Annotated in this window: 23 protein-coding genes; 13 read left to right on the top strand and 10 right to left on the bottom strand. The window is 73.1% G+C overall.

Annotated elements, in window-relative coordinates:
* Nucleotides 1-47: 47 nt before the first annotated feature.
* Nucleotides 48-623 (bottom strand): TerD family protein, encoded by a 576-nt coding sequence (locus ACFPZN_RS31180; RefSeq protein ID WP_378285836.1) that lies wholly within the window; start codon nt 621-623, stop codon nt 48-50.
* A 234-nt stretch (nt 624-857) separates the two neighbouring features.
* Between ACFPZN_RS31180 and ACFPZN_RS31175 the strand changes: the two genes are divergently transcribed.
* Complete coding sequence (locus ACFPZN_RS31175) at nt 858-2111, top strand: molecular chaperone DnaJ (RefSeq protein WP_378285835.1); 1254 nt, start codon at nt 858-860, stop codon at nt 2109-2111.
* A gap of 2 nt (nt 2112-2113) precedes the next feature.
* Here ACFPZN_RS31175 and efeO read toward each other — a convergent pair whose 3' ends face one another.
* The 4 genes from efeO to dnaG all read right to left on the bottom strand — a co-directional run bounded on the left by efeO (nt 2114) and on the right by dnaG (nt 7266).
* Nucleotides 2114-3277, bottom strand: coding sequence for an iron uptake system protein EfeO (efeO, locus tag ACFPZN_RS31170; protein ID WP_378285833.1), 1164 nt, complete (start codon nt 3275-3277; stop codon nt 2114-2116).
* A gap of 178 nt (nt 3278-3455) precedes the next feature.
* Complete coding sequence (locus ACFPZN_RS31165; protein WP_378285832.1) at nt 3456-3935, bottom strand: YbjQ family protein; 480 nt, start codon at nt 3933-3935, stop codon at nt 3456-3458.
* A 179-nt stretch (nt 3936-4114) separates the two neighbouring features.
* On the bottom strand, nt 4115-5260 hold the full coding sequence (gene rpoD / locus ACFPZN_RS31160) for an RNA polymerase sigma factor RpoD (protein ID WP_378285855.1): 1146 nt from the start codon (nt 5258-5260) through the stop codon (nt 4115-4117).
* 71 nt (nt 5261-5331) lie between these two features.
* Nucleotides 5332-7266 carry a DNA primase gene (gene dnaG, locus ACFPZN_RS31155; RefSeq protein ID WP_378285831.1) on the bottom strand — a complete coding sequence of 645 codons (1935 nt, stop codon included), beginning with the start codon at nt 7264-7266 and terminating at the stop codon, nt 5332-5334.
* Between the two features lie 132 nt (nt 7267-7398).
* On the opposite strand from dnaG, the gene ACFPZN_RS31150 reads away from it, so the two are divergent.
* Together ACFPZN_RS31150 and ACFPZN_RS31145 are read left to right on the top strand one after the other, a co-directional pair.
* On the top strand, nt 7399-8268 hold the full coding sequence (locus ACFPZN_RS31150) for an alpha/beta fold hydrolase (protein WP_378285830.1): 870 nt from the start codon (nt 7399-7401) through the stop codon (nt 8266-8268).
* Nucleotides 8269-8312: 44 nt separating this feature from the next.
* Nucleotides 8313-8930, top strand: coding sequence for a putative glycolipid-binding domain-containing protein (locus ACFPZN_RS31145; RefSeq protein ID WP_378285829.1), 618 nt, complete (start codon nt 8313-8315; stop codon nt 8928-8930).
* Here the strand turns inward: ACFPZN_RS31145 and ACFPZN_RS31140 are convergent.
* From ACFPZN_RS31140 to ACFPZN_RS31130, 3 genes are all read right to left on the bottom strand, one after another.
* Nucleotides 8920-10500, bottom strand: coding sequence for a M20/M25/M40 family metallo-hydrolase (locus ACFPZN_RS31140; protein ID WP_378285828.1), 1581 nt, complete (start codon nt 10498-10500; stop codon nt 8920-8922). The two genes, ACFPZN_RS31145 and ACFPZN_RS31140, sit on opposite strands and share 11 nt — an antisense overlap.
* 118 nt (nt 10501-10618) lie before the next feature.
* Complete coding sequence (locus tag ACFPZN_RS31135; RefSeq protein ID WP_378285827.1) at nt 10619-11272, bottom strand: Rid family hydrolase; 654 nt, start codon at nt 11270-11272, stop codon at nt 10619-10621.
* A 28-nt stretch (nt 11273-11300) separates the two neighbouring features.
* Nucleotides 11301-12911 carry a flavin monoamine oxidase family protein gene (locus ACFPZN_RS31130; RefSeq protein WP_378285826.1) on the bottom strand — a complete coding sequence of 537 codons (1611 nt, stop codon included), beginning with the start codon at nt 12909-12911 and terminating at the stop codon, nt 11301-11303.
* A 349-nt stretch (nt 12912-13260) separates the two neighbouring features.
* Here ACFPZN_RS31130 and ACFPZN_RS31125 point away from each other — a divergent pair, with 349 nt between their 5' ends.
* From ACFPZN_RS31125 to ACFPZN_RS31090, 8 genes are all read left to right on the top strand, one after another.
* Nucleotides 13261-13563, top strand: coding sequence for an urease subunit gamma (locus ACFPZN_RS31125; RefSeq protein ID WP_378285825.1), 303 nt, complete (start codon nt 13261-13263; stop codon nt 13561-13563).
* Nucleotides 13560-13889 carry an urease subunit beta gene (locus tag ACFPZN_RS31120; protein ID WP_378285824.1) on the top strand — a complete coding sequence of 110 codons (330 nt, stop codon included), beginning with the start codon at nt 13560-13562 and terminating at the stop codon, nt 13887-13889. The genes ACFPZN_RS31125 and ACFPZN_RS31120 overlap by 4 nt, the downstream gene beginning before the upstream one ends.
* Before the next feature lie 32 nt (nt 13890-13921).
* Nucleotides 13922-15637 carry an urease subunit alpha gene (locus ACFPZN_RS31115; RefSeq protein ID WP_378285823.1) on the top strand — a complete coding sequence of 572 codons (1716 nt, stop codon included), beginning with the start codon at nt 13922-13924 and terminating at the stop codon, nt 15635-15637.
* Nucleotides 15637-16326: an urease accessory protein UreF gene (locus ACFPZN_RS31110; RefSeq protein ID WP_378285822.1), complete on the top strand. Its 690-nt coding sequence runs from the start codon at nt 15637-15639 to the stop codon at nt 16324-16326. Before ACFPZN_RS31115 ends, ACFPZN_RS31110 begins: the two co-directional genes overlap by 1 nt.
* Before the next feature lie 19 nt (nt 16327-16345).
* Nucleotides 16346-17044 (top strand): urease accessory protein UreG, encoded by a 699-nt coding sequence (gene ureG, locus ACFPZN_RS31105; protein ID WP_378285821.1) that lies wholly within the window; start codon nt 16346-16348, stop codon nt 17042-17044.
* Nucleotides 16993-17817, top strand: a complete 825-nt coding sequence (locus tag ACFPZN_RS31100; protein WP_378285820.1) for an urease accessory protein UreD — start codon at nt 16993-16995, stop codon at nt 17815-17817. Before ureG ends, ACFPZN_RS31100 begins: the two co-directional genes overlap by 52 nt.
* Before the next feature lie 15 nt (nt 17818-17832).
* The gene (locus tag ACFPZN_RS31095; RefSeq protein ID WP_378285819.1) at nt 17833-20694 is read left to right on the top strand and encodes a DEAD/DEAH box helicase family protein; all 2862 of its coding nucleotides are present in this window, start codon (nt 17833-17835) and stop codon (nt 20692-20694) included.
* 95 nt (nt 20695-20789) lie between these two features.
* Nucleotides 20790-22091 (top strand): ABC transporter ATP-binding protein, encoded by a 1302-nt coding sequence (locus tag ACFPZN_RS31090; RefSeq protein WP_378285818.1) that lies wholly within the window; start codon nt 20790-20792, stop codon nt 22089-22091.
* On the opposite strand, the gene ACFPZN_RS31085 is transcribed toward ACFPZN_RS31090, so the two are convergent.
* Nucleotides 22072-22509 (bottom strand): MerR family transcriptional regulator, encoded by a 438-nt coding sequence (locus ACFPZN_RS31085; protein ID WP_378285817.1) that lies wholly within the window; start codon nt 22507-22509, stop codon nt 22072-22074. The two genes, ACFPZN_RS31090 and ACFPZN_RS31085, sit on opposite strands and share 20 nt — an antisense overlap.
* A 144-nt stretch (nt 22510-22653) precedes the next feature.
* Between ACFPZN_RS31085 and ACFPZN_RS31080 the strand changes: the two genes are divergently transcribed.
* A complete protein-coding gene (locus ACFPZN_RS31080) occupies nt 22654-23526 on the top strand; it encodes an LLM class F420-dependent oxidoreductase (protein WP_378285816.1) in 873 nt (290 codons plus the stop codon).
* Nucleotides 23527-23600: 74 nt separating this feature from the next.
* Here the strand turns inward: ACFPZN_RS31080 and ACFPZN_RS31075 are convergent, their stop codons facing one another.
* Nucleotides 23601-24269: a DUF305 domain-containing protein gene (locus tag ACFPZN_RS31075; protein ID WP_378285815.1), complete on the bottom strand. Its 669-nt coding sequence runs from the start codon at nt 24267-24269 to the stop codon at nt 23601-23603.
* A 270-nt stretch (nt 24270-24539) separates the two neighbouring features.
* On the opposite strand from ACFPZN_RS31075, the gene ACFPZN_RS31070 reads away from it, so the two are divergent.
* Nucleotides 24540-25913: an LVIVD repeat-containing protein gene (locus tag ACFPZN_RS31070; RefSeq protein WP_378285854.1), complete on the top strand. Its 1374-nt coding sequence runs from the start codon at nt 24540-24542 to the stop codon at nt 25911-25913.
* Nucleotides 25914-25993 lie beyond the last annotated feature (80 nt).

The following is a 25993-nucleotide window of genomic DNA, read 5'->3' as shown; positions in this document are numbered from 1 at the left end:
CTGCTCCCTGTGCTGGAGCCCGGCCTTCGGGGACGGCCGGGGGACGGCTAGAGGTTGACGCCGAAGTCGGTGGCGATGCCGGCCAGGCCGGAGGCGTAGCCCTGCCCGACCGCGCGGAACTTCCACTCGGCTCCGTTGCGGTACAGCTCGCCGAACACCATCGCGGTCTCGGTCGAGGCGTCCTCGCTCAGGTCGTAGCGGGCCATCTCGCCGCCGTCGCCCTGGTTGACCACGCGGATGAAGGCGTTGCGGACCTGGCCGAAGTTCTGCCCGCGGGTGTCGGCCTCGTAGATCGACACGGCGAAGGCGACCCGCTCGGCGGTGTCCGGCAGCGCGCCGAAGTTGACCTTGATCTGCTCGTCGTCGCCCTCGCCCACGCCGGTCTTGTTGTCGCCGGTGTGCTCGACGCCGCCGTCGGGCGTGCGCAGGTTGTTGAAGAACACGAAGTGCCCGTCGGAGACGATCTTGCCCGATCCGTCCAGCACCAGCGCGGAGGCGTCGAGGTCGAAGTCGGCGCCGGTGGTGGTGCGCAGGTCCCAGCCCAGACCGACGGTCACCGCGGTCAGTCCCGGGGCCTGCTTGGTGAGGGAGACGTTGCCGCCCTTGCTGAGACTGACACCCACAGTGCCTCCAAGATCGCTACCCTGCCGTCCGGAGCGCCGGACGGCCCGTGTGACGCCGCACGCGTCCCGCTATACCCGACGTTGCAGCGATGCTATCCGTTCCCTACCAGTCCGCCGGAACCCCCTTACCGCAACCGATCCGGCCGATGACCTTGACCGGACGGTGAACAGCACGGCACTCCTGCGCGAGACTAGGAGCGGATCCGGGGACAGGGAGAGACAGGGAGGCGGCTCTTGCGGGGAGCAGGGGGCCAGCGTCGCCGCGGCGGCCGGGAGGAGCAGGCGGCAGCGGCGGCGATCGAGGCCAGGGAGGCGGCGGCCACCGCCTTCTACGACATGGACCAGGCACAGAAGTACCTGCAGGGCCGCGTCACGGTCTTCGCCGATCTGGACGCGGCGGCCGCGGCGCCGGTGCGGGCGGAGTTCACCCGGCTGGGCGACAGCGCGGACGCCGCGGCCGTGGCCTACATCTCCGTGCTGGACGCCCACGAGCTCGACGACGACCGCGAGCGGGGCCCCGGCGACTACGACGCCGCGCGGCGGGCCTTCGTCGCGGCCACCGACCGGCTGAAGAAGATCACCGCCGACCTGAACCGGTTCGCCGAGCGGCTCGCCCCGCAGATGGCGCGGCTGGAGGCGGCGCTCGACCGGCTCCCGCCGCGGCTGGCCGCCGCCCGCGACGCGGTGGCCGCCGCCGACGCCGCGATCGCCGCCGCCCGCACGGCGGGCATGGACGCCTCCGATCCCGAGGCCGAGCTGGCCCGGGCCAAGCAGGCCCTGGCGGTGCTGAGCTCGCAGGGGCTCGGCGGCCTCGGGCTGGCCGGGGCGATGGACCAGGCCGACGAGGTCCGGAGGATCGCGGCGGGGGCGCTGGAGGCGGCCGAGGAGCTGCCCCGGCTGGGCGAGAAGGTCCGCAACTCGCTGGCCTCGGTGCGGACCCGCTCCGACATGGTCGCGGGACGGATCGAGCCGGTGCGGCAGGCGATGAAGCTCCTGCTGCGCAACTACTCGCAGGCCTGCTGGCAGGACCTCAAGGGCGCGCCCGAGGCCGTGGGGGCGGGCGTGGAACGGGCCCGGGAGCGGTTGAACGAGGCGTCCCAGCACGTCGCGCGCAACGAGTGGAAGCAGGCGCAGCGGGCCCTGACCGCGGCCCGCACCGAGCTGAACGCCGCCGACCGCCGGGCCGGGCAGGTCACCGGGCGGGTGGCGGAGCTGGACGCGGCGGCGGCCGACCCGGCCAAGCCCGCGGAAACGGTCCGGTTCGCGGTGCGGGACGCGCAGAAGCTCGCCATGGCGCAGCCCGGGGGCGCCGCCCCGCATCACGCCAGTGTCCTGGACTCGCTCGTCCATCGCCTGGACCGGGCACCGCGGCGCCTGGTCGGCCCCAATCCGGACTACTGGTCGTACCTGCAGGAGCTGGAGGCCATCAAGACCGCGGCGGGCGACGTGGTGACGCGGATCCGGGCCGAACGCGCCGGCCAGGCGTAGCCTCACCTGACGACGGCCGCCGCGAGCATCGACAGCGGCTCGCCCAGCCCGTTCACCCCGTCGGCCAGCTCCTTGCGCTGCGCCTTGCCGACGGTGTCGTAGGAGACGTAGCCGTCCCCCTTCCGGTACTCGGCCAGGAGCCCCTCGACCTTGGCGAAGCCCGCGTCCAGCTTCTTGACCAGCGCCGGGTCCTTCTCCAGGACGACCGCCCGGACCAGCTCGTAGACCTTCTTCGCACCGTCCACGTTCGCCTTGAAGTCGACGAGGTCGGTGTGGCTGAAGGCCTCCTCCTCGCCCGTGACCTTGCCGGTGGCGACCTCGTCCAGCAGTTCCTTGGCGCCGTTGGCCATGGACGCGGGGGTGATCGGGGGGTCGAGCTGGGCGGCGGCGACCCGGGTCCGGAGTTCGTTCAGGTCCTTCAGAAGCTGGTCGGCGTACGGCTCCTCGCCCTTGGTCGAGCCCGTCTTCCACAGCGCCTTCTCCAGGCGGTGCCAGCCGGTCCACTTCTCCCCCGGCTCCAGGTCGGCCTCGCGGGCGTCCACACGCGGGTCCAGGTCGCCGAACGACTCCGCGACCGGCTCGATCCGCTCCCAGCCGATCCGGGACGGCGCGTACAGCCGTTTGGCCCCGTCCACGTCGCCCCGCTTGAACGCGTCGACGAACGTGCGGGTGGCCGCGATCGACGCGTCGGCCTGCTGGACGACGTAGGCCCTGTAGTCGGCCAGCGCCCTGCTCAGCCGCGGGTCGGTGGCGTGGTCGGCCTGCCCGGTGACGGTGATGTCCTGCCGGATGCCGTGCCCGGTCATGCCGGGCTTGCAGGCGATCTGGTAGTTGCCCGCGCCGAGCTGCACGGTCAGCTCCACGCTCTGGCCGGGTCGGATGAACTCCCGCTCGGTGATGATCTTGTCGCCGGGGGCGTAGACGTACACCTCGGTGACCGTGCGGCCCGCGTTGGTCACGCGGAACCGCAGCGTCCCGGCGGTGAGGTCGCGCCGGCCCACCTCGCACCGGTCGTCCGACGCCCTGATCGGCACGGCGCCGCCGGCCCCCGACGCCCCGGCCGCGCCCGTTCCTCCCGCGCCGCCGTCGCCGTCGCCGCACGCCGCGAGAACCGACAGCGGCACGGTCACGGCACCCGCGCACGCCAGGGCAGGGACGAGACGCATCGGACGCTCCAGGGGGTCGGCTGGACCCGCCTGGATCGCGGGCCGGGGACGCGTCCAGTCAACCCCGGCCGGGGCGGTTCCTCCTCCGTCCGCCGGGCGCTTTTTCTGGCCGCTCCCGGACTGCCCGCCCGGAGGCCGCGCGCGAGCGTCGTGCGCTACGCGAGAGAGAAACGCTGTGTCAGCGGGGGCGGTCGTGCAGGCCGATCGTCAGGTTCCGCGCCGCCATCGGCGGGCCGCCGGGCTGCGGGTCGCCGTACGGGGGCATGCCGCCCTGCTGCGGCTGGGGCTGCTGCGCCTGCGGGATCGACGCCGAATGCCCAGGCTGGGCGCCCTGCGCGGCCTCGGCCCACACGGCGGTGCCGTAGGCGCAGACCTCGTGGCCGCCCCCGGCCAGCGCCGCGGTGTCGAAGCACATGCCCACCACCGCGTTGGCGCCCTTGCGGCGCGCCTCCTCCCCCAGCCGCTCCACGGCCTCCCGGCGCGCGGCGGCCAGGCCCGGCGGCTGCTGCTCGCCGGTCACCCGGAACGTCGCGCTGCTCCCCGGGTGCCCGGCGGGTCCGCTCGAGCCCTGATCGGCGCGGACGGCCACCCCCAGCGCCTCGCCGAGCACGCTGCGGATCTCGTACCCCGGCAGGCCATCAGTCGTCACGATCAGCATGCCCACCACGGTAATCCACCGGAGCGGGGAAATGTGGCCCTACGCCCCATTCTCGGGGCGACCCGGGCGGGCCCCGGGCGCTCCGGTCACGCGCCGCCGCCCGCACGCCACCCGCCGTGGCCGCGGATCCTGGCGCGGCCGCGGCGGGCGCGGCGTGCCGGCGGTCGGCCGGCGGGCGATCAGTCGAGGTACTCCCGGAGCATCTGGGCGCGCGAGGGATGCCGCAGCTTCGCCAGGGTCTTGGACTCGATCTGGCGGATCCGCTCCCGCGTCACCCCGAACTCCCGGCCGACCTCCTCAAGCGTCCGCGGATGGCCGTCGGTCAGGCCGAAGCGCAGCTGGATGATGCGCTGCTCCCGGTCCGACAGCGTTCCCAGGATGTCCTCCAGCTGGTCCTGCAGCAGGAGGAACGCCGCGGCCTCGATCGGCACGACCGCGTCGGCGTCCTCGATGAAGTCGCCGAGGTCGGAGTCCTCCTCGCCGATCGGCGACTGCAGCGAGACCGGCTCCTGGGCGATCCGCTGGATCTCCACGACCCGGACGGGCGTCAGGCCCATCTCCAGGCCGATCTCGTCGGGGCTCGGTTCCCGGCCGAGGTCCTGGTGCATCTGGCGCTGCACCCGGACCAGCTTGTTGATGGTCTCCACCATGTGCACCGGGATCCGGATGGTCCGGGCCTGGTCGGCGATCGCACGCGTGATCGCCTGGCGGATCCACCAGGTGGCGTAGGTCGAGAACTTGAACCCCTTGGTGTAGTCGAATTTCTCGACCGCGCGGATCAGTCCGAGATTTCCCTCCTGGATCAGGTCGAGGAACAGCATTCCCCGGCCCACGTAGCGTTTGGCGATCGACACCACCAGCCGCAGGTTGGCCTCGATCAGGCGTTGCTTCGCCCGCACCCCCTCGCGGGCGAGCAGTTCGAGGTCGAGCCGTTCCATCCGGGACAGGATGGCGACGTGCGCCATCTTCTCCTCGGCGAAGAGGCCCGCCTCGATCGATTTCGCTAGTTCGACTTCATCTTCTGCCGTGAGCAGCGGTACGCGACCGATCTCCCGCAGGTAGATCCGGACCAGATCGCTCGTCGGCGCCCGCTTGCCGAGGTCTCCCTCGTCCACTCGCGTGACGTCCTCGGTCTCCTGCTGGGACTCGAGGACCTCTACCCCCTGCTCTGCGAGCATCCGGACGACCCGTTCGAGGGAGTCGTCCTGCAAGTCGGAGCGATCGAGCGCTGCGGCGACGTCTTCGACCGTCACTCCGCCGCGCTCTCTGCCGCGCGCGACGAGGTCCGCCACCTGGTCAACCGATGGCGCCTCGCTTGGCAGCACCGAAGGGCCCACGCAGACAGTCTGCGTCAAACGGGTCCAAGATCACAGGACCCATTTTGCGGTCCCTTGACTTACTGCACCCCGAGCCCTCGCTCCCGCAACACCCGTCTCTGCTGCTCAAGCGCGACAAGATCGCCGAACAGCCGGTTGTAGTCCTCGGCCGACTCGGCCGCATTCAGCCGCTCGAGTTTAGATTTCAGGTCGGTGATCAAGCGTGTGAGCTGGCGTTCCTGGATTCGGGCGAGCAATTCACCGGCATAACGGTCATCCGTTTCATGTGCGGAGTGCACGGGATCGACTCCAAGCCGCGTGATGAGCTCCCTGACCTGGTCGTTCGGCGCCCGCTCCAGCAGCAGCACCACCCATTCGGCCGCGCCCGCCGCCACCGCCACACCGCCCGCACCCGCGATGACCTCGCGCACCGCGGCGTGCGGCGGGGCGATGAACGCCGCCGCCGGCACCTGGTCGAACTCCGGCCCGAGCAGCGCCGGACGCTGCACCGCCACCTTCAGCAGCTCCCGCTCGCGCCGCACCTCGGGATCGTTGGGATCGAAGGCGGGCCGCGCGGCCTCCCCCGGCGCTCCCTGACCTGGAGCCCCCTGGCCCTGACCCGCCTGCCCGGGAACGCCCTGGCGCTGACCGGGCCGCCCGTTGGGACGGCCGCCCTGCGCCCGGCGCGCGGCCAGCTCCCGCACCCGGCCCAGCACGAACTGCTCGTCCATGATGCCGAGCCAGCGGTCGAGGCTGACCGCGTACATCTGCCGCAGCGCCCGGTCCTTGATCGCCGCCACCACCGGGGCCGCCGCGTCCAGCGCCGCCAGCCGGCCCTCGGCGGTGTCCAGGTCGCGCTCCTGGATCACGCTGCGGATCGCGAACTCGAACAGCGGCAGCCGGGAGGCCACCAGGTCGCGCACCGCCGCCTCGCCGTGCCGGATCCGCAGGTCGCACGGGTCGAGCCCGTCGGGCTGCACCGCCACGAACGTCTGCGTGACGAACTTCTGCTCGTCGGCGAAGGCGCGCAGCGCGGCCCGCTGCCCGGCCGAGTCGCCGTCGAAGGTGAAGATCACCTCGCCGCGGAACTCGTCCTGGTCCATCAGCAGCCGGCGCAGGATCTTGATGTGGTCGTCGCCGAACGAGGTGCCGCAGGTGGCGATCGCGGTCGGCACGCCCGACAGGTGGCAGGCCATCACGTCGGTGTAGCCCTCCACCACCACCGCCTGGCGGCGCCGCGCGATCTCCTTCTTGGCCAGGTCGGCGCCGTACAGCACCGAGCCCTTGTGGAAGATCGGCGACTCGGGGGTGTTGAGGTACTTCGGGCCGTCGTCATCGTCGTAGAGCCTGCGCGCGCCGAAGCCGATCACGTCGCCGCCCAGATCGCGGATCGGCCAGATCAGCCGGCCGCGGAAGCGGTCCATCGGGCCGCGGCGGCCCTCCTTGGCCAGCCCGCCGGCGACCAGCTCCCGGTCGGCGAAGCCGCGCCCGCGCAGGTGCCGGACCAGCGCCTCCCACTCGCGCGGGGCGAAGCCCACGCCGTAGCGCTGCGCGTCGGCCGCCTCGAAGCCGCGCTCGGACAGGAACTTGCGGCCGATCGCGCCGTCCGGCGAGGCGAGCATCCCGGCGTAGTACTCCGCCGCGGCCCGGTGCGCCTCCAGCAGCCGGGCCCGCTGGCCCGAGTCCTGCCGGGGGGTGTAGCCGCCGCCCTCCTCGTAGCGGAGCTGGACGCCGGCCTTGGCCGCCAGCCGCTCCACCGCCTCCCCGAACGACAGATGGTCGATCTCCTGGACGAACTTGATCACGTCGCCGCCGGCCGAGCAGCCGAAGCAGTAGAACAGGCCCCGGGACGGCGTGACGTTGAACGACGGCGACTTCTCGTCGTGGAAGGGGCACAGGCCCTTGAGGTTCCCGCCGCCGGCACTGCGGAGCTGGAGGTACTCCCCGATCACCTCGTCGATGGGTGACCGCTCCCGCACCAGCGCGATGTCCTCGTTACGTATCCGGCCTGCCACGGCCGCGAGTCTAATCCCGCCATCGGACATCCCGGGCCTCACCCGTCGTTCCCGGCCCGATGAGTTTCGCCCGGCACGGCGGTCCAACCGGATATCGGAAGGATCGGCGACGAGGAGTGAGGAGGCGCACCCGTGGGTGACGAGCGTCTGGTGCCGGTGAACGGGGTGGAGCTGTGCGTGGAGACCTTCGGGAAACCGGAGGCCCCGCCCGTGCTGCTGGTCGGCGGCTCGATGCTGAGCTGGCCCGATGAGCTGTGCGAACGGCTGGCCGCGGCGCCGCGGCACGTGATCCGCTACGACCTGCGCGACACGGGCCGCTCCACCACGGTGGACCCGGACAAGCCCGGCTACACGCTGCGCGACCTGGTCGCGGACGCGGCCGGGCTGCTGGAGGCGCTGGGCATCCCGCGGGCGCACGTGGCCGGGTACGGCGCCGGCGGCTGGATCGCGCAGCTGCTGGCCCTCGACCACGCCGACCGGGTCGCCGCGCTCACCCTCGTCGCGACCAGGCCGGTGGCGCCGGGTCCGGTGGACCCGGACCTGCCCGAGCACGACGCGGACCTGATGGCGTTCATCATGTCGGCGCCGCAGCCGGACTGGTCCGACCGGGCCTCGGTCGTGGCGGCGATGGCGGAGAGCGCGCGGCACATGGCGGGTCAGGGAGGCTTCGACGAGGCGGAGGCGCGGGAGCGGGCGGGCCGGGTCTTCGACCGCGCCGTCGTGCCGCCGGGCGTCGACCCCGGGGCGGTGCACCGCTCGAACCAGCTCGGCAGCGTGTTCGCGGCACTGGACTGCCGGCCGCGCTGGCGTGGGCGGCTCGGCGGGATCGCGGCGCCGACCGTGGTGATCCACGGCGAGGACGACCCGTTCTTCCCGATCGGGAACGGCGAGGCGCTGGCCGGGGAGATCCCCGGCGCGCGCCTGGTCCGGCTCCCCGGCACCGGCCAGGAGCTGCCGCGCCGCGTCTGGGACGAGGTGATCGCCGTCCTGGCCCGCGGCTGACGACGGCTCGCGTTCTGTCGGAGGCCTCGGGTATGCAGGCACCCATGATGCGTTCGGTGGTGTGGGTGAAGCCCGAGGGTGCGGAGCTCGCGGAGGTGGAGATCTCGGCGGGACGGCTCACGGCCTCGGGGACGGCGATCGGCGGCGATCCGCTGCCGTACCGGCTCGAGTACGAGCTGACCACCGGAGACCGCTACGTGACGGCCCGGCTGCTGGTCGAGGCGCACGGGACCGATCCGGCGACCGGGCCGTGGCGGCGGTCGCTGGAGCTGGTCAACCGGCCCGAGGGCGAGTGGACGGTCAGCGCGCGGGCCGAGGGCCGGGTGGGGATGCCGCCGCCGGGCGGCGACGCGGCGGCGCTGCGCGGCGCGCTGGACTGCGATCTGGGGCTGTCGCCGCTGACCAACAGCATGCCCGCGCTGCGCACGCCGGACGCCGGTCCCGCCGAATACCTGATGGCGTGGGTGTCGGTGCCGGACCTGACGGTGACGCCGTCCCCGCAGACGTACGAGCTCGTCCGCAGGGACGGCGACCTGGCGGTGTTCCGCTTCGCCAGCCCGGGGTTCACCGAGGAGATCGTGTTCCGGGACGGGCTGGTGCTGGACTACCCGTCCATCGGCCGCCTGGTCGAGGGGCCGGGCGTGCCTCCCGTCAGGCCCTGAAGCGGGCGAAGAGGCGGTACATGAACTCGGTGCCCTGCTTCAGGGCCTCCACGGCGATCCGCTCGTCGTTGCCGTGCATGCCGATGAGCTGGTCGTTGTCGAGGACGTAGGGGTAGACGCCGTAGCCGGGCACGCCGCGGGACGTCCACGGGTACAGGCTGGTGCCCGCCTCGAACAGCGCGGGCGCGAAGACGGCGCCGGGGTAGGTCTTGGCGGCGGCGTCGCCGATGGCGGTGTAGAGGGGCGAGTCGATGCCGGACGGGGGCCGGGCGAAGGTCTCGTCGAGGCGCTTGAGGGCGGCCTCCTCCGTTTCGCCGGGGTTGCCGACGAGCTTGACGGTGACGTCGCGTCCCTTCAGCCGTTCGCGGACCCCGGCGAGGAAGTCGCGGGGCCGCTGCCCGCCGGGGACGCCCCGGCAGTTGACGCGGAGGGTCGCGCTGGACGGGATGACGTTCTCCTTGTAGCCCGCGTCCTCGATGACGAAGGCGTGGGTGGTGCGGAGCAGGGCGCGGTGCAGCCAGGGGTAGTCGCTGCGCTTGACGACCAGGGCGGCGGCGCGTTCGCGGGCGGGCTGCGAGCGCGCCGACAGCATCAGCTCGATGGCGCGCCTGAACGCGGTGTCGCCGGTGGCCTTGGCCAGGGCGGTGAAGTACTCGCGGGTGACCGGGGTCAGGGTGACGGGGGCGAGCCAGGTGTCGAGCTCGGTGACGGCGCGCGACAGCTTGGCGATGGCGGAGTCGGGGTTGGGCTTGGAGGAGTGGGTGGCGGTGCCGTCGGCGACGAGGTCGAGGTTGAAGTAGACCTTGTCCTGGCGGGTGACGGTGATGAGCATCGGGGTGGTGCGGTCCTTCTGGGCGAGGAACCAGCCGCCCTCGGTCAGGACCATCCCGGCGTTGATCTTGTCCCAGTGGTTCTCGGCGAGCCAGCGCGAGCCGTGCGGGCCGGCCTCCTCGTCGCAGTCGGTCAGGACGATGATGTCGCGCTCGAATTTCCCGCCCTCGTTCAGGTGGCGGAGCAGGCCGGCGACGAACGCGGCGTTGGCGCCCTTCATGTCGAGGGCGCCGCGGCCGTAGATCTCGCCGTCCTTGACGACCCCGGCGAACGGGTCGACGGACCATTTGGCGCGTTCCACCGGAACCACATCAGAATGCCCCAGAAGCAGCAGCGGGGCCGCCGAGGTGGTGCCCTTGACGCGCGCGATGAGGTGGACGTTGTCCTGCTTGGGGGTCGGGATGATCTCGGCGGGGACGTTCGCCGACTCCCACACCGCCTTGAGCATCTCCGCGTGCGGCCGGGTGATGCCGCCCTCGCCGTGGTTCTGGGTGTCGAAGGCGAGCATCTTCTTCAGCAGGGCGAGCGGGTCCAGGTCGGCCGGGGCGATCCCGGCGGCGGCCCTGCGGACGGGCGGCGCGGCGGCGGCCGTCCCGCCCGCCAGGGACCCGCCGGCCAGCAGCGCGGCCCCGGCACCGGTGCGGTGCAGGAACGTGCGGCGGCTGACCGGCGTACCGCCCGCGGCACCGGCGGCGGCGTCCTGGGCGGGGTCGGCGGGGCGTGTCGGGTCGTCGTGCATGGGAGCTCTCCTCCTTGAGAGGGCCTGCGTGCCCGGGTGGGCCCGCGTCGAAGGGCCGGCGAGAAGGCGAGAGCGCCCGGCGGGCGGGAGGACCGCCGGGCGCTCTCGGGCACGGGGGTCAGCGCTGCCGGAACGCGGCCACCACCTCCACCTCGACCAGCCAGCCGTAGACCGGCAGGTTCTCGATCTCGATGGTGACCCGGGCCGGCCTGGCGGGGTTGACCAGCATCGGCGGGGCCGGCGGCGCGGTGCCCAGCGGGACGTTGACGGGCTTTCCGGTGGACAGGTCGGTGTTGGCGTAGAACTGGCGGTAGGCGCGGTTCCAGCCCGCGAAGTCGGCGACGTCCGCGCCCGGCGGGTTGCTCAGGTAGGCCCGCATCGAGATCACGTCCCTGGCGGTGAGGCCCTGTGCCTTGAGGTTCTCGTTGATCGCCTTCAACGCGTTGATCGCCTGCGCCTCGGTCAGCGTTACTCCCGGTGGCAGCGTGCCGCCGGGGAAGTCGACGTAGCGCTCCGGGCTGCCCGCGGGCGCGGCCGGGTTGGCGTCGCGCGGCCCGAGCCCGCTGGCGGTGTAGGTCGCCACGACCGACCCGATCGCGACGCCGTTGGCGATGGACGGGTTGTTCTGCCCGGCCGGCAGCGCCGGGCGGACCTCGGTGGGACGCGGCGGGCGCGGCTCCTTGGACCCGGGCGCGGCGGACGCGGCGCCGCCCGCCCCCACCAGCACGGCGGCGGCCGTCCCGGCCACGATGATCTTCCGTCGCATCTTCATGATCGTCATCCCTCGTTCGGCTTCTCGGTCAGCTCTGCAGGACCCGCTGGTGGAGTTCGGTCACGACCTTGCGCGCCGACTCGAACGACCCGTGCTGCCAGGCGATCTCGTAGCTGAGCCAGTCGCCGGAGAAGTAGACGTGGCCCTGAGCCTGGTTCAGCAGCGTGTACTCGGCGCCGCGGGACGGCCAGGAGATCCAGCCGCCCTCGATGTGCGGCTGCCGGATCCAGGCGATGGAGGCGGAGGAGGCCAGGTTGCGCCGGTACCGGTCGCCGTGGATCTTGGCGCCCTGGTCGAGGGCGCGGCGGAGCCGGTCGGCGTGCGTCATCCGGGCGTAGGCGTCGGCGTTGGCGCCGAAGTTGTAGTAGCCGACGACCAGGCCGCGCTCGGCGTGGAAGTCGTGCGAGGGGTACCAGATGGTGGACAGGTCCAGGTCGGTGTTGGTGATGCCGCCGTAGATGCGCTCCTCGTCCTCCCACCAGCGGCCCCGGTACTCCAGGCCGATCTTGCCGGTGGAGTTGGGGACGGGGGTGCCCAGGGCCGCCTGCACGCCGGCGCCGAGGTTGTGCGGGATCTTGGCGAGGATCTGCGGCGGGAGGGTGGCGATGCAGTAGTCGGCGGCGAGCTTGCGGGTGCGGCCCTCCCGCTCGTACTCGATCTCGACCCCGCCGGACTGGTTGGTGATCTTGGTGACCTTGCAGCCGGTGCGGATCTTCCCGGACCCGACCGCCTTGGCGAGCGCGCGCGGGATGGCGTCCATGCCGCCGACCGGCTGGAACATCAGCATGGCCTGGCTGTAGCCGAACTCGAAGGAGAAGTTGCGGCCCACGCCGCTGGCGAAGACGTCGGTGAGGGAGGGCACGGGGCCCAGGACCGTTCCGGCGGTGTCGGCGGCGCCGGGGTTCACCGAGTAGCCGCGCCTGCCGTCGGTGCCCCTGTAGGCGAATCCGTTGGCCTTCGATCCGATGGCGCCGAAGCCGGAGAGGAAGGAGAGCAGCCTCTCCTTGTCGGTGCCGGTGAGGCGCTGGTCGAGGGCGCCCTGGTCGGTCGCCTTGGCCAGCAGTTCGGAGATGTAGCCGTACACGTCGGCCTTGGCGGTGCGCCACCGCACCGGGGCCGTCATGCCGGCGGACTCGTTGAAGATGTAGGCGTCGGCGTTGGAGTTGGTGAAGACCTCCAGGGGGACGCCGAGTTCGCGGCAGTAGTCCATGGTGGTCATCCACTGGGCGATGCGCGCGGGCCCGGCGTTCATGTACGTGCCCTTGCCGAACTTCACCTCCTGGGTGGCGCCGCCCATCTCGGTGAGCCGGTCGCCGCCGCGCAGGGTGCGGTTGCGCCCGCCCACGCGGTCCTGGGCCTCCAGGATCGTCACGTCGTACCCGGCCTTGCCCAGCTCGTAGGCGGCGGCGAGGCCGGCCACGCCCGCGCCCAGCACGGCCACCTTCGCGGCGCCGCGGCCGCGCAGCCGGAAGTCCGAGGCGCGCGGGGGCTGGAACGGCGTGCGCGTGGCCGCCTCGGCGCTCGGGGCCAGGCCCAGCGCGCCCATGGTGGCGAACATGGCGCCCGCCCCGCCGGTGGCGCCGACGCGCGTGAGAAAGCCACGGCGGCTGACCCCGGTCCCGTTCGATTCGTCCGTCATGGCCAAGGGGGACCTCCAAGATCTCGTCGGCTGGAGTCTCGGAGCGCTCCATTTCGGCGGACGACGCGCCCGGTAAGGGCTGCGTTTCGGGCCTGCCCCGGGGGTTAGCGAATGGTTTCTAACTCCTCACCCTTAATGTCCGATACGCCGGAGTTAGCCGACCTTCACGCTCCGTACGGCCCCGCGCGGGGCGCGTACCCGCCGGTAGCGGGCCCGCGCACAGCGCTGTTGCGCGGAGATGAGATCGGCGTGACGACCCCGTTTCCGGTCCCGGACATTGTGAAATGGGCGTTAAATGCGCAACGCGACCGTTCCTTCGCAGGTCAGCGGGGGGATAGCGTCCTGAGGTGTGCTGATCACCCCACACGAGCAGGAACGCCTGCTGATCCACGTGGCCGCCCAGGTGGCCCGCGATCGCCGGGCGCGCGGGCTGCGGCTCAACCATCCCGAGGCGACCGCGATCATCGCGGTGCACATCATGGAGGGCGCCCGCGACGGGCGCACCGTGGCCGAGCTGATGGAGTCCGGACGCGCCGTCCTCACCCGTGACGACGTCATGGAGGGCGTGCCGGAGATGCTGGACTCGGTCCAGATGGAGGCGACCTTCCCCGACGGCACCAAACTCGTCACCGTCCACCGGCCGATCCCGTGACGGCCGCGGAACCGCTCGTCCCGGGGCAGATCGTACCGGGCGCGGAGCCGGTGGAGCTGAACCCGGGCCGGCCGCGCGTCACCGTGACCGTGGTCAACACCGGCGACCGGCCGGTCCAGGTCGGTTCGCACTACCACTTCGCCGTGGCCAACCCGGCGCTCGACTTCGACCGCGACGCCGCGTGGGGCCACCGGCTCGACGTCCCGGCCGGCACGGCCGTGCGGTTCGAGCCCGGCCTCACCCGCGAGGTGGACCTGGTCCCGCTGGCCGGGGCGCGCGTCGTCCCCGGCCTGCGGCTGGAGAAGAACGGACCCCTGGATGACTGAGCGGCCGCGAAGCGCCGAGCGGAGGCGAGGCAATGAGCACTGAGCTGGGGCGGGCGCGGTACGCCGGGTTGTACGGGCCGACCGCGGGCGACCGGGTGCGGCTGGCCGACACCGACCTGTTCGTCGAGGTCACCGAGGACCGCAGCCGCGGTCCGGCGGGCGCCGGGGACGAGGCGGTGTTCGGCGGCGGGAAGGTGATCCGCGAGTCGATGGGGCAGGCCCGCGCCACCCGGGCGGAGGGCGCCCTCGACCTGGTGATCACCGGGGCGGTGGTGCTCGACCACTGGGGCGTGGTCAAGGCGGACGTGGGGGTGCGGGACGGCCGGATCGTCGCGCTCGGCAAGGCCGGCAACCCCGACACCATGGACGGCGTCCATCCCGACCTGGTGATCGGGCCGTCGACCGAGGTGCTGGCGGGCAACGGGAAGATCCTCACGGCGGGGGCGGTGGACTCCCACGTCCACCTGATCTGCCCGCAGCTGCTGGACGAGGCGCTCGGCGCCGGGGTCACCACGCTCATCGGCGGCGGCACCGGCCCCGCCGAGGGCACCAAGGCCACCACCGTGACCGGCGCCTGGTACCTGCACCGGATGCTGGAGGCCCTGGACGGCCACCCCGTGAACGTGGCGCTGCTCGGCAAGGGCAACACCGTGTCCGAGGACGCGCTGTGGGAGCAGCTGCGCTGGGGCGCGTCCGGGTTCAAGCTGCACGAGGACTGGGGTTCCACGCCCGCCGCGATCGACGCGTGCCTGCGGGTGGCGGACGCGTCCGGGGTTCAGGTGGCGCTGCACACCGACACCCTGAACGAGGCCGGGTACGTGGAGTCGACGCTGGAGGCCGTGGGCGGCCGGTCGGTCCACGCATACCACACCGAGGGCGCGGGGGGCGGGCACGCGCCCGACATCATCACGGTGGCCTCGCATCCGAACGTGCTGCCCTCGTCCACGAACCCGACGCGGCCGCACACCGTGAACACGCTCGACGAGCACCTCGACATGCTGATGGTGTGCCATCACCTCAACCCGTCGGTGCCCGAGGACCTGGCGTTCGCCGAGTCCCGGATCCGGCCGACGACGATGGCGGCCGAGGACGTGCTGCACGATCTGGGCGCGATCTCGATGATCGGGTCGGACTCGCAGGCGATGGGCCGGATCGGCGAGACGGTGATCCGCACGTGGCAGACCGCGCACGCGATGAAGCGGCGGCGCGGCGCGCTGGAGGGTCCGGCCGACAACCTGCGGGCCCGCCGCTACGTCGCCAAGTACACGATCAACCCGGCGATCGCGCACGGCCTGGACGCGGAGGTCGGGTCGGTGGAGCCGGGGAAGCTGGCCGACCTGGTGCTGTGGGATCCGGCGTTCTTCGGCGTCCGGCCGCAGGTCGTGCTGAAGGGCGGGGTGATCGCGTGGGCGGCGATGGGCGACGCGAACGCCTCGATCCCGACGCCGCAGCCGGTCCTGCCGCGGCCGATGTTCGGGGCGGCGCCGCCGGTCGCGGCGGCGACGTCGCTGCACTTCGTGTCGCAGGCGGCGCTCGACGACGGCCTGGCGGAGCGGCTGGCGGTGCGGCGCGCCCTGGTCCCGGTCGGCGACACCCGGCGGCTGGGCAAGGCCGACATGCCGCTGAACGACGCGCTGCCCGCGATCGAGGTGGATCCCGACACCTTCACCGTCTCCATCGACGGTGACGTGGTCGAGCCCGCCCCGGTGGACGAGCTGCCGATGGCGCAGCGCTACTTCCTCTTCTGATGGCCGTGACGTCCCTTCCCGCGCACCTGCTGCTGCTGGCCGACTCGCGGCTCCCGGCGGGCGGGCACGCCCATTCGGGCGGGCTGGAGCCCGCGGTCGCGGCGGGGGCGGTGCGGGACGTGGACGGGCTGGCCGACTTCCTGCGCGGGCGGCTGGCGACCTCGGGCCTGGTGTCGGCCGCGCTGGCCGCCGCCGCGTGCGCGCACGCCGGGGCGACGGAGCCGTCGTCGTGGGAGTGGGTGCGGCTGGACGCGGAGGCCGACGCCCGCACCCCGTCCCCGGCTCAGCGGAGGGCGTCCCGGGCCCAGGGCAGGTCTCTGCTGCGGGCCGCGCGGCGGACGTGGCCGCATCCGGCGCTCGACGCGCTCGCCGTCCTGCGCGAGCCGCACCACCCGCTCGTCCAGGGCGCGGCGGCGTCGGCGGCGGGCGGGACGCCGGAGCAGGCCGCCGCGATCAGCGCCTACGGGGCGGTGACGGGACCGGCGTCGGCCGGGGTGCGGCTGCTCGGGCTGGACCCCCTCTCCGTGCACCGCGTTCTCGCGGACCTCGCCCCGGACATCGACGCGGTCGCGGCGGAGGCGGCCGCCGGCACCGGCGACTGGGCGGCGCTGCCCGCGCCCTCCGCGCCCGCGCTCGACCTGTACGCCGAGCTTCATCTGGGCGCCGACCTGCGCCTTTTCGAATCCTGAACCGGGAGGTACCAGAGCCATGGGCGCCGTCCACGCACACGACCACGGGCATGACCACGCGCACGACCCGTACGAGGCACCGGTGCCGGAGGGCCGGGCGCTGCGGCTGGGCATCGGCGGCCCGGTCGGCAGCGGCAAGACGGCGCTGACGGCCGCGCTGTGCCGGGCGCTGCGCGACGAGCTGGAGCTGGCGGTGGTGACCAACGACATCTACACCACCGAGGACGCCGACTTCCTGCGCCGCGAGGCGGTGCTCGCCGACGACCGGATCACCGCGGTGCGGACCGGCGCGTGCCCGCACACCGCCATCCGCGACGACATCTCGGCCAACCTCGACGCGGTCGAGGAGCTGGAGGAGCGGCACGGCGGCGCGCTCGACCTGATCATCGTGGAGAGCGGCGGCGACAACCTCACCGCCCTGTTCAGCCGGGGCCTGGCGGACCGGCAGATCTTCGTGCTGGACGTGGCGGGCGGTGACGACGTGCCGCGCAAGGGCGGGCTCGGCGTCGCCGCGGCCGACCTGCTGGTGATCAACAAGACGGATCTGGCGCCGCTGGTCGGGAGCGATCTGGACCTGATGGCCCGGGACGCGGCGCGGGTCCGGGACGGCCGGCCGGTGGCGTTCACCTCGCTGCGGCAGCGTCCCGGCGCGCCCGAGGTCGCGGAGTGGGTCCGCGGCGTCCTGGGCCGGGCGGCGCCGCGGGCCGCCGCGTCATGACCCGCGCCCGCCCCGCCCGTTCCTACACGGCGTGCGCGGCCGTCACCGCCGAGCGCGGCCCGTCCGGGGCGACCCGGTTGACCCGGCTGCGTTCGGACGGCCCGCTGGCGCTGCGCGAGACCCCCGGGGCGGTCCACATGGTGGGCGCGGCGGCGGGGCCGCTCGGCGGCGACGAGCTGGAGCTGGAGGTGCGGGTGGGACCGGGTGCGCGGCTCGTGGTCCGTTCGGTCGCCACCACGCTCGCGCTCCCCGGCGACGGGGAATCCAGGATGACGGTGCGGGCCGAGGTCGGTGAAGGCGGGCACCTGGACTACGCGCCCGAGCCGACCGTGGCCGCGGCCGGCTGCCGCCACCGGGCCCTCGCCCGCATCGATCTGGCCGAGGGGGCGACGCTGCGCTGGTACGAAGAGCTGATCCTGGGCCGTCACCGGGAACCCCCGGGCCGCCACATCAGCCGCTTCGACGTGACGGCCGCCGGCGTGCCGCTGCTCCGCCACGAGCTGCGGCTGGACGATCCGGCCGTGCACGGCAGCCGGGCCGTGCTGGCGGGCGCCCGCGCCGTGGGCAGCGTGCTGCTGGCGGGCCCGGGGTTCACCGGGACGCCGCCCCGCACGGGTGAGGGGTGGGCGGTGCTGCCCCTGGCCGGTCCCGGCGTGCTGGTCACGGCCGTCGCGCCCGACTCGGCCGCCCTGCGCCGCCGACTGCGCGCGGGGGAGAATGCCGCGACGGACGCGGATATGTCGGTTTCTGCGCTGCGGTCCGGTACGTCCTGACGCGACAATGTGCCGGTGGATCTCAACGGGGCGCGCTGGCCGGGTGAGCTGAGGCCGTACCAGGCGAAGGCGCTCGACCTGCTGGACGCCGCGTGGGACGAGGGCCGGTCGCGCGCCTGGGTGGTGCTCCCGCCCGGCACCGGCAAGACCCTGGTCGGGCTGGAGGCGGCGCGGCGGCTGGGACGGCGCACGGTCGTGCTCGTCCCCAACACCGCGATCCAGCACCAGTGGGCCGAGCACTGGCGGCGCTGCGGCGGCGAGGCGGGCACCGACCGCGACCTGCGGCATCCCGTCACCGTCCTGACCTACCAGTCGCTGGCGGTCTTCGACCCCGACGCCGAGACCGACGAGGAGGGCCGCCAGAAGAGCCGCCGCGGCGGCCTGGTGCGGCTCCTGCACGACAACGGGCGGGCGCTGGTCGCGGCGCTGCACGACGCCGGGCCGCTCACCCTCGTCCTGGACGAGTGCCACCACCTCCTGGACGTGTGGGGGCGGCTGCTCGCCGAGATCCTGGAGGAGCTGCCGGACGCCCGCGTGGTCGGGCTGACCGCCACCCCGCCCGAGTCGCTGACGCCCGAGGAGTCCAAGCTGGTGGACGCCCTGTTCGGGGTGCCGATCCTGGGCGCGTCCATTCCCGCGATGGTGCGGGAGGGCTATCTGGCGCCGTTCGCGGAGCTGGCCTGGCTGACCACCCCGACCTCGGTGGAGGCCGACTACGTCGAGGGCGAGGCGGAGCGGTTCGCGGAGCTGACCGCCGGGCTGCTCGACCCCGGGTTCACCTCGACCGGTCTGCTGGAGTGGCTGGACGCCCGCATGGTCGAACGCACGGCCGAGGCGGGCGGGGCGGTGGCGTGGGCGCGGGTGGAGACGGCCGAGCCGCGGATCGCCGCCGCCGCGCTGCGCTTCCACCACGTGGAGCTGCTGGCGCTGCCGCCCGGCGCGCGGCTGCGCGAGGAGCACCGGCACGCCCCGACCGCCGAGGACTGGGTCGCGCTGCTGAACGACTACGTGGTGCACTGCCTGCTGCCGAGCGGGCACGCCAAGGACGCGGCGGCGCTGGAGGCGATCAAGAGGGCGCTGCCCGCGGTCGGCTACCAGCTGACCAAGCGCGGGATCCGCGCCGCCCGCTCGCCGGTGGACCGGGTGCTGGCGCGCAGCGCCGCCAAGACGCTCGGCGCGGTGGAGATCGCCGCGACGGAGGCGATCTCGCTCGGCGCACGGCTGCGCTGCCTGGTGCTGTGCGACCACGAGCGCGCCGGGGCCACCCTCCCCGCCCGGCTGCGCGAGGTGCTCGACGCCGAGGCCGGGTCGGCCTGGCTGATGCTGCGCGGGCTGGTCGCCGACCCCCGCACCAGGGAGCTGGCCCCGATGCTGGTCACCGGCCGCACGGTCGCCGCCGCCGAGGAGACCGCGCGGGCGTTCGCGCTGGAGCACCACGAGCGCGGGCTGACCGTCGAGCCGGTCGGCGGCGGCGTCGCGGTCATCACCGGGTCGTGGACGTCGCGGACCTGGGTGCGGCTCATCACCGCGTTCTTCGAGTCGGGCGGCTGCCAGATCCTGGTCGGGACGCGGGGGCTGCTCGGCGAGGGCTGGGACGCCCGCGGCATCAACACCCTCATCGACCTCACCACCGCGACCACGCCCACCGCCGTCGTGCAGACCCGCGGCCGGGCGCTGCGGCTGGACCCGTCCTGGCCGGAGAAGTCGGCCAACACCTGGACCGTGGTGTGCGTGGCCGACGGGCATCCCAAGGGCGCCGCCGACTGGGACCGGTTCGTCCGCAAGCACGGCGGCTACCTGGCCGCCGCGCCGAACGGGGAGATCGTGTCGGGGGTGGCGCACGTCGACGCGTCGTTCTCGCCGTACGCGCCGCCCGATCCCGCGGACTTCGACCGGCTCAACCAGGAGATGCTGGCGCGTGCCGCGGACCGCGCGGCGACCCGCGAGGGGTGGCGGCTGGGCGAGCCGTTCCGGGACGAGCTGGTGCACACGCTGCGGATCCGCCCGGCCCGCGCGCCCGCGGTGACCGCCCCGGCCGCCGCCGCGGCGGCCGTGCCGGGCGCGCCGCTGTCGGTGCCTGCGCGTCGGCATGCCACGGGCCGTCCCGAGTTGCCGGACCTGTACGTGCCGAGGCAACTCGGCGCGCTCGGCTGGATGGGGTCGTATCTGGCCTTCTTCGCCGCCGTGACAGCGGTCGCCATCGGGGCGACACACGGCGATTTCATGATGTGGGTGGGGGGCTGGGCCGCCTGCGTGGTCCCGGCGGTGCTGGCCGCGACGACCTGGCAGGCGCGGGAGAACCGACGGCTCGCCGCCTCCAGGCGGGTCCGGGACCGGGCCGTCGAGGAGGCCGCGCGGCGGCTCGACGGGCTGGCCGGCGAACCGGCGGTCACCAGCCTCGCCTACGCCGTCGCCGACGCCCTCAAGGGCACCGGCCTGTCCCGGCGCGGCGCGGAGGGCGTCGTGGTGCGTCCGGAACCGGACGGCACCTACCGCTTCTCCCTCGCCGACGTCGACGCGGCCACGTCGCAGCGCTTCGCCGTGGCGCTGGACGAGGTCCTCGCCCCCATGGCCACGCCCCGGTACGTCGTGCCCCGCTACGTCGTCCACCCGCTCAAGGGCGAGGCTCGCCTCGAGCGCGCTCTGGCGTGGCTCGAGGACAGGCCGGGGGGCAATGGGGTCGTCTACCACTCGGTGCCCGCGCTCTTCGGGCAGAACCGCAAGCGCACCGGCGCGTTCGTCGGCGCCTGGAACACCTGGGTGTCGGCGGGAGACGCCGTGTTCATCTCCTCCCCCGAGGGGGAGGGCATCCTCGCGACCCACCGCGGCCAGGACCCGCTGGAGGCCACCACCGTCCTGCGCGTCGCCTGGGACTGAGGCGCCCACCGAACACGACGCGCACTGGACAAACCGGCGATGAGCACGGTGTGATCGGTGGCCAACGTTCCGCTCCGCTGCCAAGGTGGCCCCCGATGACGGAAGTCGTGCTGAACGGTGTCGGCAAGGTGTTCCCCGGCGACGTGCACGCCGTGCGCGACGTCCACCTGCGGATCGGCGACGGGGAGCTGTTCGTCCTGCTGGGACCGTCGGGCTGCGGCAAGTCCACCATCCTGCGGATGATCGCCGGGCTGGAGGAGGCGACGTCGGGCGAGCTGTGGCTGAACGGCGGCGTGGCCAACGACCTGTCCCCGCGCGAGCGCAACGTCGCGATGGTCTTCCAGGACGGCGCGCTGTACCCGCACCGCACCGTCGGGGGCAACATGATGTTCCCGCTGGAGGTCGCGGGCGGCGACCGGGCCGAGGCGCGGGAGAGGGTCGCCGAGCTGACCCGGGCGCTGGGCATCGGCTCCATGATCGACCGGCTGCCGGGCACGCTGTCGGGCGGGCAGCGGCAGCGCGCCGCGATCGGCCGGGCGCTGATCCGCCAGCCCTCGCTGTTCCTGATGGACGAGCCGCTGTCCAGCCTGGACGCCGGGCTGCGCACCGAGCTGCGGCTGGAGATCACCGGACTGGTCCGCTCCACCGGCACCACCACCGTGTACGTCACCCACGACCAGGTCGAGGCGATGACGATGGCGGACCGGATCGCGGTCCTGCGCGACGGGGTGCTGGAGGACGTGGGCACGCCCGAGCAGATCTACCGGGACCCGGCGACGGTGTTCGTGGCGGCGTTCCTCAGCTCGCCCCCGATCAACCTGCTGCAGGCCACCGCGTGGGCCGTCCAGGACCGGGGCGTGGTGCTGGACTTCGGCCCGCAGCAGGTCACCGTCCCGTGGAACGACGCCCGCTCCCCCGCGCTGATCAGCCATCACGGCGGGCCGGTGATCGTGGGGCTCCGGCCGGACGCGCTGACCCCGGTCGCGGCCGGGGAGGCGGGCCGCACGCTCGCCGGGCGGGTGCGGGTGCTGGAGTTCCACGGGCACGACTGGCTCGCCTACGCCGAGGCGGGCATCCCCACGGTGGACGCCGCCGCGGTCGGGCCGGGCCCGGCAAGTCCGGGCGCGGCGAGCTCCGGCACGGCGGGAGCGGGGCCTGGACGGGAACGTCCGGGGCCGGGCGGGCTCGCCGGACGGGTGCGCGGGCTGATCCGCAGGCCCGCCCCGCCCGAACCGGTCGAGGAGGAGCACGCCGGGCACCACCGCCGTTCCGACCTGGTCTTCAGCACGGGGTCGCGGCGTCCGGAGCGGGGCGCCGAGGTACGGCTGGACGTCGACCTGGACCGGATGCTGGTCTTCGGGCCGGACGGCCGCCGGATCACGGCCGTGCGGCGCTGACCTCCGCCTGCCCGTTCCGCGCCGCGGCCCCGGCCTGCGGCAGGAGCGCGGCGCATCCCCCGGCGACCTCCCGGTAGAAGCCCAGCTTGCGCTGGATCTGGCCCTGCTGGACGCGCAGCCGCTCGATCTGCTCCTCGACGCGGCGGTCGTGGGTCTGCAGCAGCTCGATCCGCTCCTGGACGGTCTCCTCGCCGGCCCGGGTCAGCTCCGAGTAGCGCAGCATCTCCGCGATCGGCATGCCCGTCTCGCGCAGGCAGCGCAGCATGTTCAGCCACGCCAGGTCGTCGTCGCTGAAGACGCGGCGGCCGGAGGCGTTGCGGGCGATGTCCGACAGCAGCCCGATCTTCTCGTAGTAGCGCAGGGTGTCGATGCTGAACCCGCTCTTCTCGGCGGTCTCCGCGGGAGAGTAGGAGGTCACCGGGCAAGGATCGCACCTGGAGCGCACTCCAGGTCAACCGGGGCGGCCGGGATGCCGGGGCGCGCCGCCGGGCATGGTCCTTGACCTGGAGCGCGCTCCAGGTCGCAGAGTGGTGCGCGCAACCCGATCACGAAGGACCACACCATGCGCATCGGACTTCAGGTACCCAGCTTCACCTTCCCCGGCGGGCCCGAGCAGATCGCCCCCACCTACGGGCGGATGGCCCGCGATGCCGACCAGGCCGGGCTGCACTCGTTCTGGGTGATGGACCACTTCTTCCAGATCTCGATGGTCGGCCCGGCCGAGGAGCCGATGCTGGAGGGCTACACCGCGCTGGCGTACGCGGCGGCGCTCACCGAGCGGATCACGCTCGGCACCATGGTCACCGGCGTCACCTACCGGCACCCCGGGATCCTGGTGAAGACGGTCACCACGCTGGACGTGCTGTCGGGCGGGCGGGCCTGGCTGGGCATCGGCGCCGCGTGGAACGACGAGGAGTCGCGCGGGCTCGGCACCCCGTTCCCGCCGACCGCCGAGCGGTTCGAGCGGCTGGAGGAGGCCCTCCAGATCGCCCACCAGATGTGGAAGGGGGACGAGAAGCCGTTCCAGGGCGAGCACTTCCAGCTCGAACGGCCGCTGAACTCGCCGCAGTCGATCCGGCGCCCGCACCCGCCGATCCTGATCGGCGGCACCGGGGAGAAGAAGACACTGCGGTTCGTGGCCAAGTACGCCGACGCCTGCAACATCTTCGACGGCGAGGAGCTGCCGCGGAAGCTGCAGGTGCTGCGCGAGCACTGCGAGCGCGAGGGCCGCGACTACGCCGACATCGAGAAGACCTCGCTGACCTTCCTCCAGACCCCCGAGCCGTCGGTGGACCAGGCGGTGGACACCGTCGGCAGGCTCGCCGAGGCGGGCGTCGACCACGTGATCTTCTCCCAGGGCACCGGGCAGGACCTCGTCGGGCTGCTGGGCGAGACGCTGGCGCAGACCGAGAAGATCGTCCCCGCGGGGCGCTGAGCGAGGCGGTGCGCGGAGCGGTGGCCGTGACCACGGCCACCGCTCCGCCGCACCTCAGTCCTCGGGCACGCGGCTCAGTCCTTGGGCATGATGGCGCGCATCCGGTTGATCTCGGCCTGCTGGCCCGCCTCCACGTCCCGGGCCAGCTCCTGCACGGTCACGTCGGTGCCCTTGTCGATCACGTCCTTGGTCATGGTGAGGGCGCCCTGGTGATGGGTGATCATCAGGGTCAGGAAGAGCCGGTCGAACTCGGCGCCGCGGGCCGCCCGTAGCCGTCCCATCTGCTCGGGGGTCGCCATCCCGGGCATCCCCGTGTGCGCGGTCGCCTGCGCCGAGGGCCCGCCGTGGCCGCCGTGCCCGCCGCCCGGGCTCCCGGTCGGCCGGCCGTTCTTGCCCAGCCACGACTGCATGGCGGCCATCTCCGCCCGCTGCCCGCCCCCGATCCGCTCCGCCAGCGACTTGATCTGCGCGGCGGCCGCCTGGCCGGGCGCCAGCCCGGCCATCTCCACGGCCTGCCGGTGGTGCGGGATCATCATCTCCACGAACCGGATCTCCGCCGCGGTCGGCGGCGCGGGCGTGGCCGGGCCGCGCACCGCGGTCTTGTTCGGCTCCCCCGGGCGCCCCGGCACCAGCACGGTGCTCTTGGGCGCCGCCTCCGACTCGTCCCCGCCGCTGCACCCGCCCAGCAGCCCCGCGGCCAGCACCGCGGCCGCCCCCGCCGCCAGCACCGCGCGCACGCTCACGGGCCCGATCCGATCCCGCATCCGACGTCCCACCACCCTCGGCCCTCCCGCCCCTCGGTCACGGCGACCGTATCCGCTGTTCGCGCCACGGTGAACGTCCGGCAGATCTCAAGAAGCTCACAGATGTGTTCAGACCTGTTCATACATATTGAAACCGTTCATACTCCGGATGATCTATGCCGTATCCATGGGGGCAGTAGCGAAGGAGTCGGAGTGGCGCCAGCGCCTGGACGAAGAACGCGAAGAACACTGTTGGGCACGCTGACGGGGATGCTCCTGGCGATCTCGACGGTCATGGTCGCCCCGGCGGCCTCGGCCGAGATCCCGGGCAAGGACGAGATCGCCAAGTCGCCCAACTTCACCCACCTGGCGAACATCCCCAAGCAGGGGCCGCTCGCCGGAGCCGGCAACCTGGGCTCCGACTGGGCGTTCAAGGGGAACTACGCCTTCGGCGGCAACTACGCGGGCTTCACGGTCTACGACATCAGCAAGCCGCAAGAGCCCAAGGTCGTCACCGTCGTGAGCTGCCCCGGGTCGCAGAACGACGTCTCACTCGCCGGGAACCTGCTGTTCCTGTCGACCGACGCCTCGATGAGCGATGACTCCTGCCAGGCCGTGCCGAAGCCGGCCACGGAGAAGTCCGCCTGGGAGGGCATCAAGATCTTCGACATCAGCGACGTGCGCAACCCGCGCTACGTCAAGGCCGTCGAGACCAAGTGCGGCTCGCACACCAACACGCTGGTCCCGGGCAAGAAGGGCACGAGCTACATCTACGTGTCCTCCTACCGCCCGGACGGGACGTTCCCCGACTGCCAGCCGCCGCACGACCTGATCTCCATCATCAAGGTGCCGCACAGCGACCCGGCCGCCGCGGCGGTCATCGCGGAGCCGAACCTGTTCCCGGACGGCGGCAACCCCGGTGACCCGGCCGGCACACCGTGGCCGAACGGCACCTCGGCGACCTCCGGCTGCCACGACCTCACGGCCTACCCGGACGAGGAGATCATGGCCGGGGCCTGCATGGGCGACGGCGTGCTGTTCGACATCTCCGACCCGGAGAAGCCGTACACCATCACCAGCGTGCGGGACGACGAGAACTTCGCGTTCTGGCACTCGGCCACGTTCAACAACAAGGCCAACAAGATCGTCTTCACCGACGAGCTGGGCGGCGGCGGCGCGGCCACCTGCAACACCACCATCGGGTCGGAGAAGGGCGCCAACGCCATCTACGACATCGTCGGCTCGGGCGACAAGCGCAAGCTCCGCTTCCGCAGCTACTACAAGATCCCGCGGCCCAACGCCGACACCGAGAACTGCGTGGCCCACAACGGCTCGCTGATCCCGGTGAAGGGCAAGGACATCATGGTCCAGGCCTGGTACCAGGGCGGCATCTCGGTCTGGGACTTCACCAACTCGCGCAAGCCGAAGGAGATCGGCTGGTTCGAGCGCGGGCCCTGGTCGGACACGCTGCAGACCGGCGGATCGTGGTCGGCGTACTACTACAACGGCTACATCTACTCCAACGACATCCAGAAGGGACTCGACGTCCTCCAGATCAAGGACGCCGCCACCGACAAGGGCGCGCGCGTGAAGCTGCCGCTGCTGAACGCGCAGACCCAGCCGGACTACTTCGACTTCGACTAGACGACGTCGTAGCGAGGAGCCCGGACGGAGGGCCCCGGTGGTCACGCAGCCCGCGTGACCACCGGGGCCCTCCCCCTTTT

The sequence above is a fragment of the Actinomadura rugatobispora genome, from assembly GCF_042656285.1.
GTDB classification, from domain to species: domain Bacteria; phylum Actinomycetota; class Actinomycetes; order Streptosporangiales; family Streptosporangiaceae; genus Spirillospora; species Spirillospora rugatobispora.
Note: the sequence above shows the minus strand (reverse complement) of the source record. Positions and strands in the feature narration are given on the sequence as shown.

Excerpts from the sequence above, each read along its gene's own strand:
- efeO (WP_378285833.1), bottom strand. The coding sequence starts at position 3,277 with ATGCGTCTCGTCCCTGCCCTGGCGTGCGCGGGTGCCGTGACCGTGCCG.
- ACFPZN_RS31165 (WP_378285832.1), bottom strand. The coding sequence starts at position 3,935 with ATGCTGATCGTGACGACTGATGGCCTGCCGGGGTACGAGATCCGCAGC.
- ACFPZN_RS31145 (WP_378285829.1), top strand. The coding sequence starts at position 8,313 with ATGATGCGTTCGGTGGTGTGGGTGAAGCCCGAGGGTGCGGAGCTCGCG.
- ACFPZN_RS31140 (WP_378285828.1), bottom strand. The coding sequence starts at position 10,500 with ATGCACGACGACCCGACACGCCCCGCCGACCCCGCCCAGGACGCCGCC.
- ACFPZN_RS31135 (WP_378285827.1), bottom strand. The coding sequence starts at position 11,272 with ATGAAGATGCGACGGAAGATCATCGTGGCCGGGACGGCCGCCGCCGTG.
- ACFPZN_RS31130 (WP_378285826.1), bottom strand. The coding sequence starts at position 12,911 with ATGACGGACGAATCGAACGGGACCGGGGTCAGCCGCCGTGGCTTTCTC.
- ACFPZN_RS31115 (WP_378285823.1), top strand. The coding sequence starts at position 13,922 with ATGAGCACTGAGCTGGGGCGGGCGCGGTACGCCGGGTTGTACGGGCCG.
- ACFPZN_RS31110 (WP_378285822.1), top strand. The coding sequence starts at position 15,637 with ATGGCCGTGACGTCCCTTCCCGCGCACCTGCTGCTGCTGGCCGACTCG.
- ureG (WP_378285821.1), top strand. The coding sequence starts at position 16,346 with ATGGGCGCCGTCCACGCACACGACCACGGGCATGACCACGCGCACGAC.
- ACFPZN_RS31090 (WP_378285818.1), top strand. The coding sequence starts at position 20,790 with ATGACGGAAGTCGTGCTGAACGGTGTCGGCAAGGTGTTCCCCGGCGAC.
- ACFPZN_RS31080 (WP_378285816.1), top strand. The coding sequence starts at position 22,654 with ATGCGCATCGGACTTCAGGTACCCAGCTTCACCTTCCCCGGCGGGCCC.
- ACFPZN_RS31070 (WP_378285854.1), top strand. The coding sequence starts at position 24,540 with ATGCTCCTGGCGATCTCGACGGTCATGGTCGCCCCGGCGGCCTCGGCC.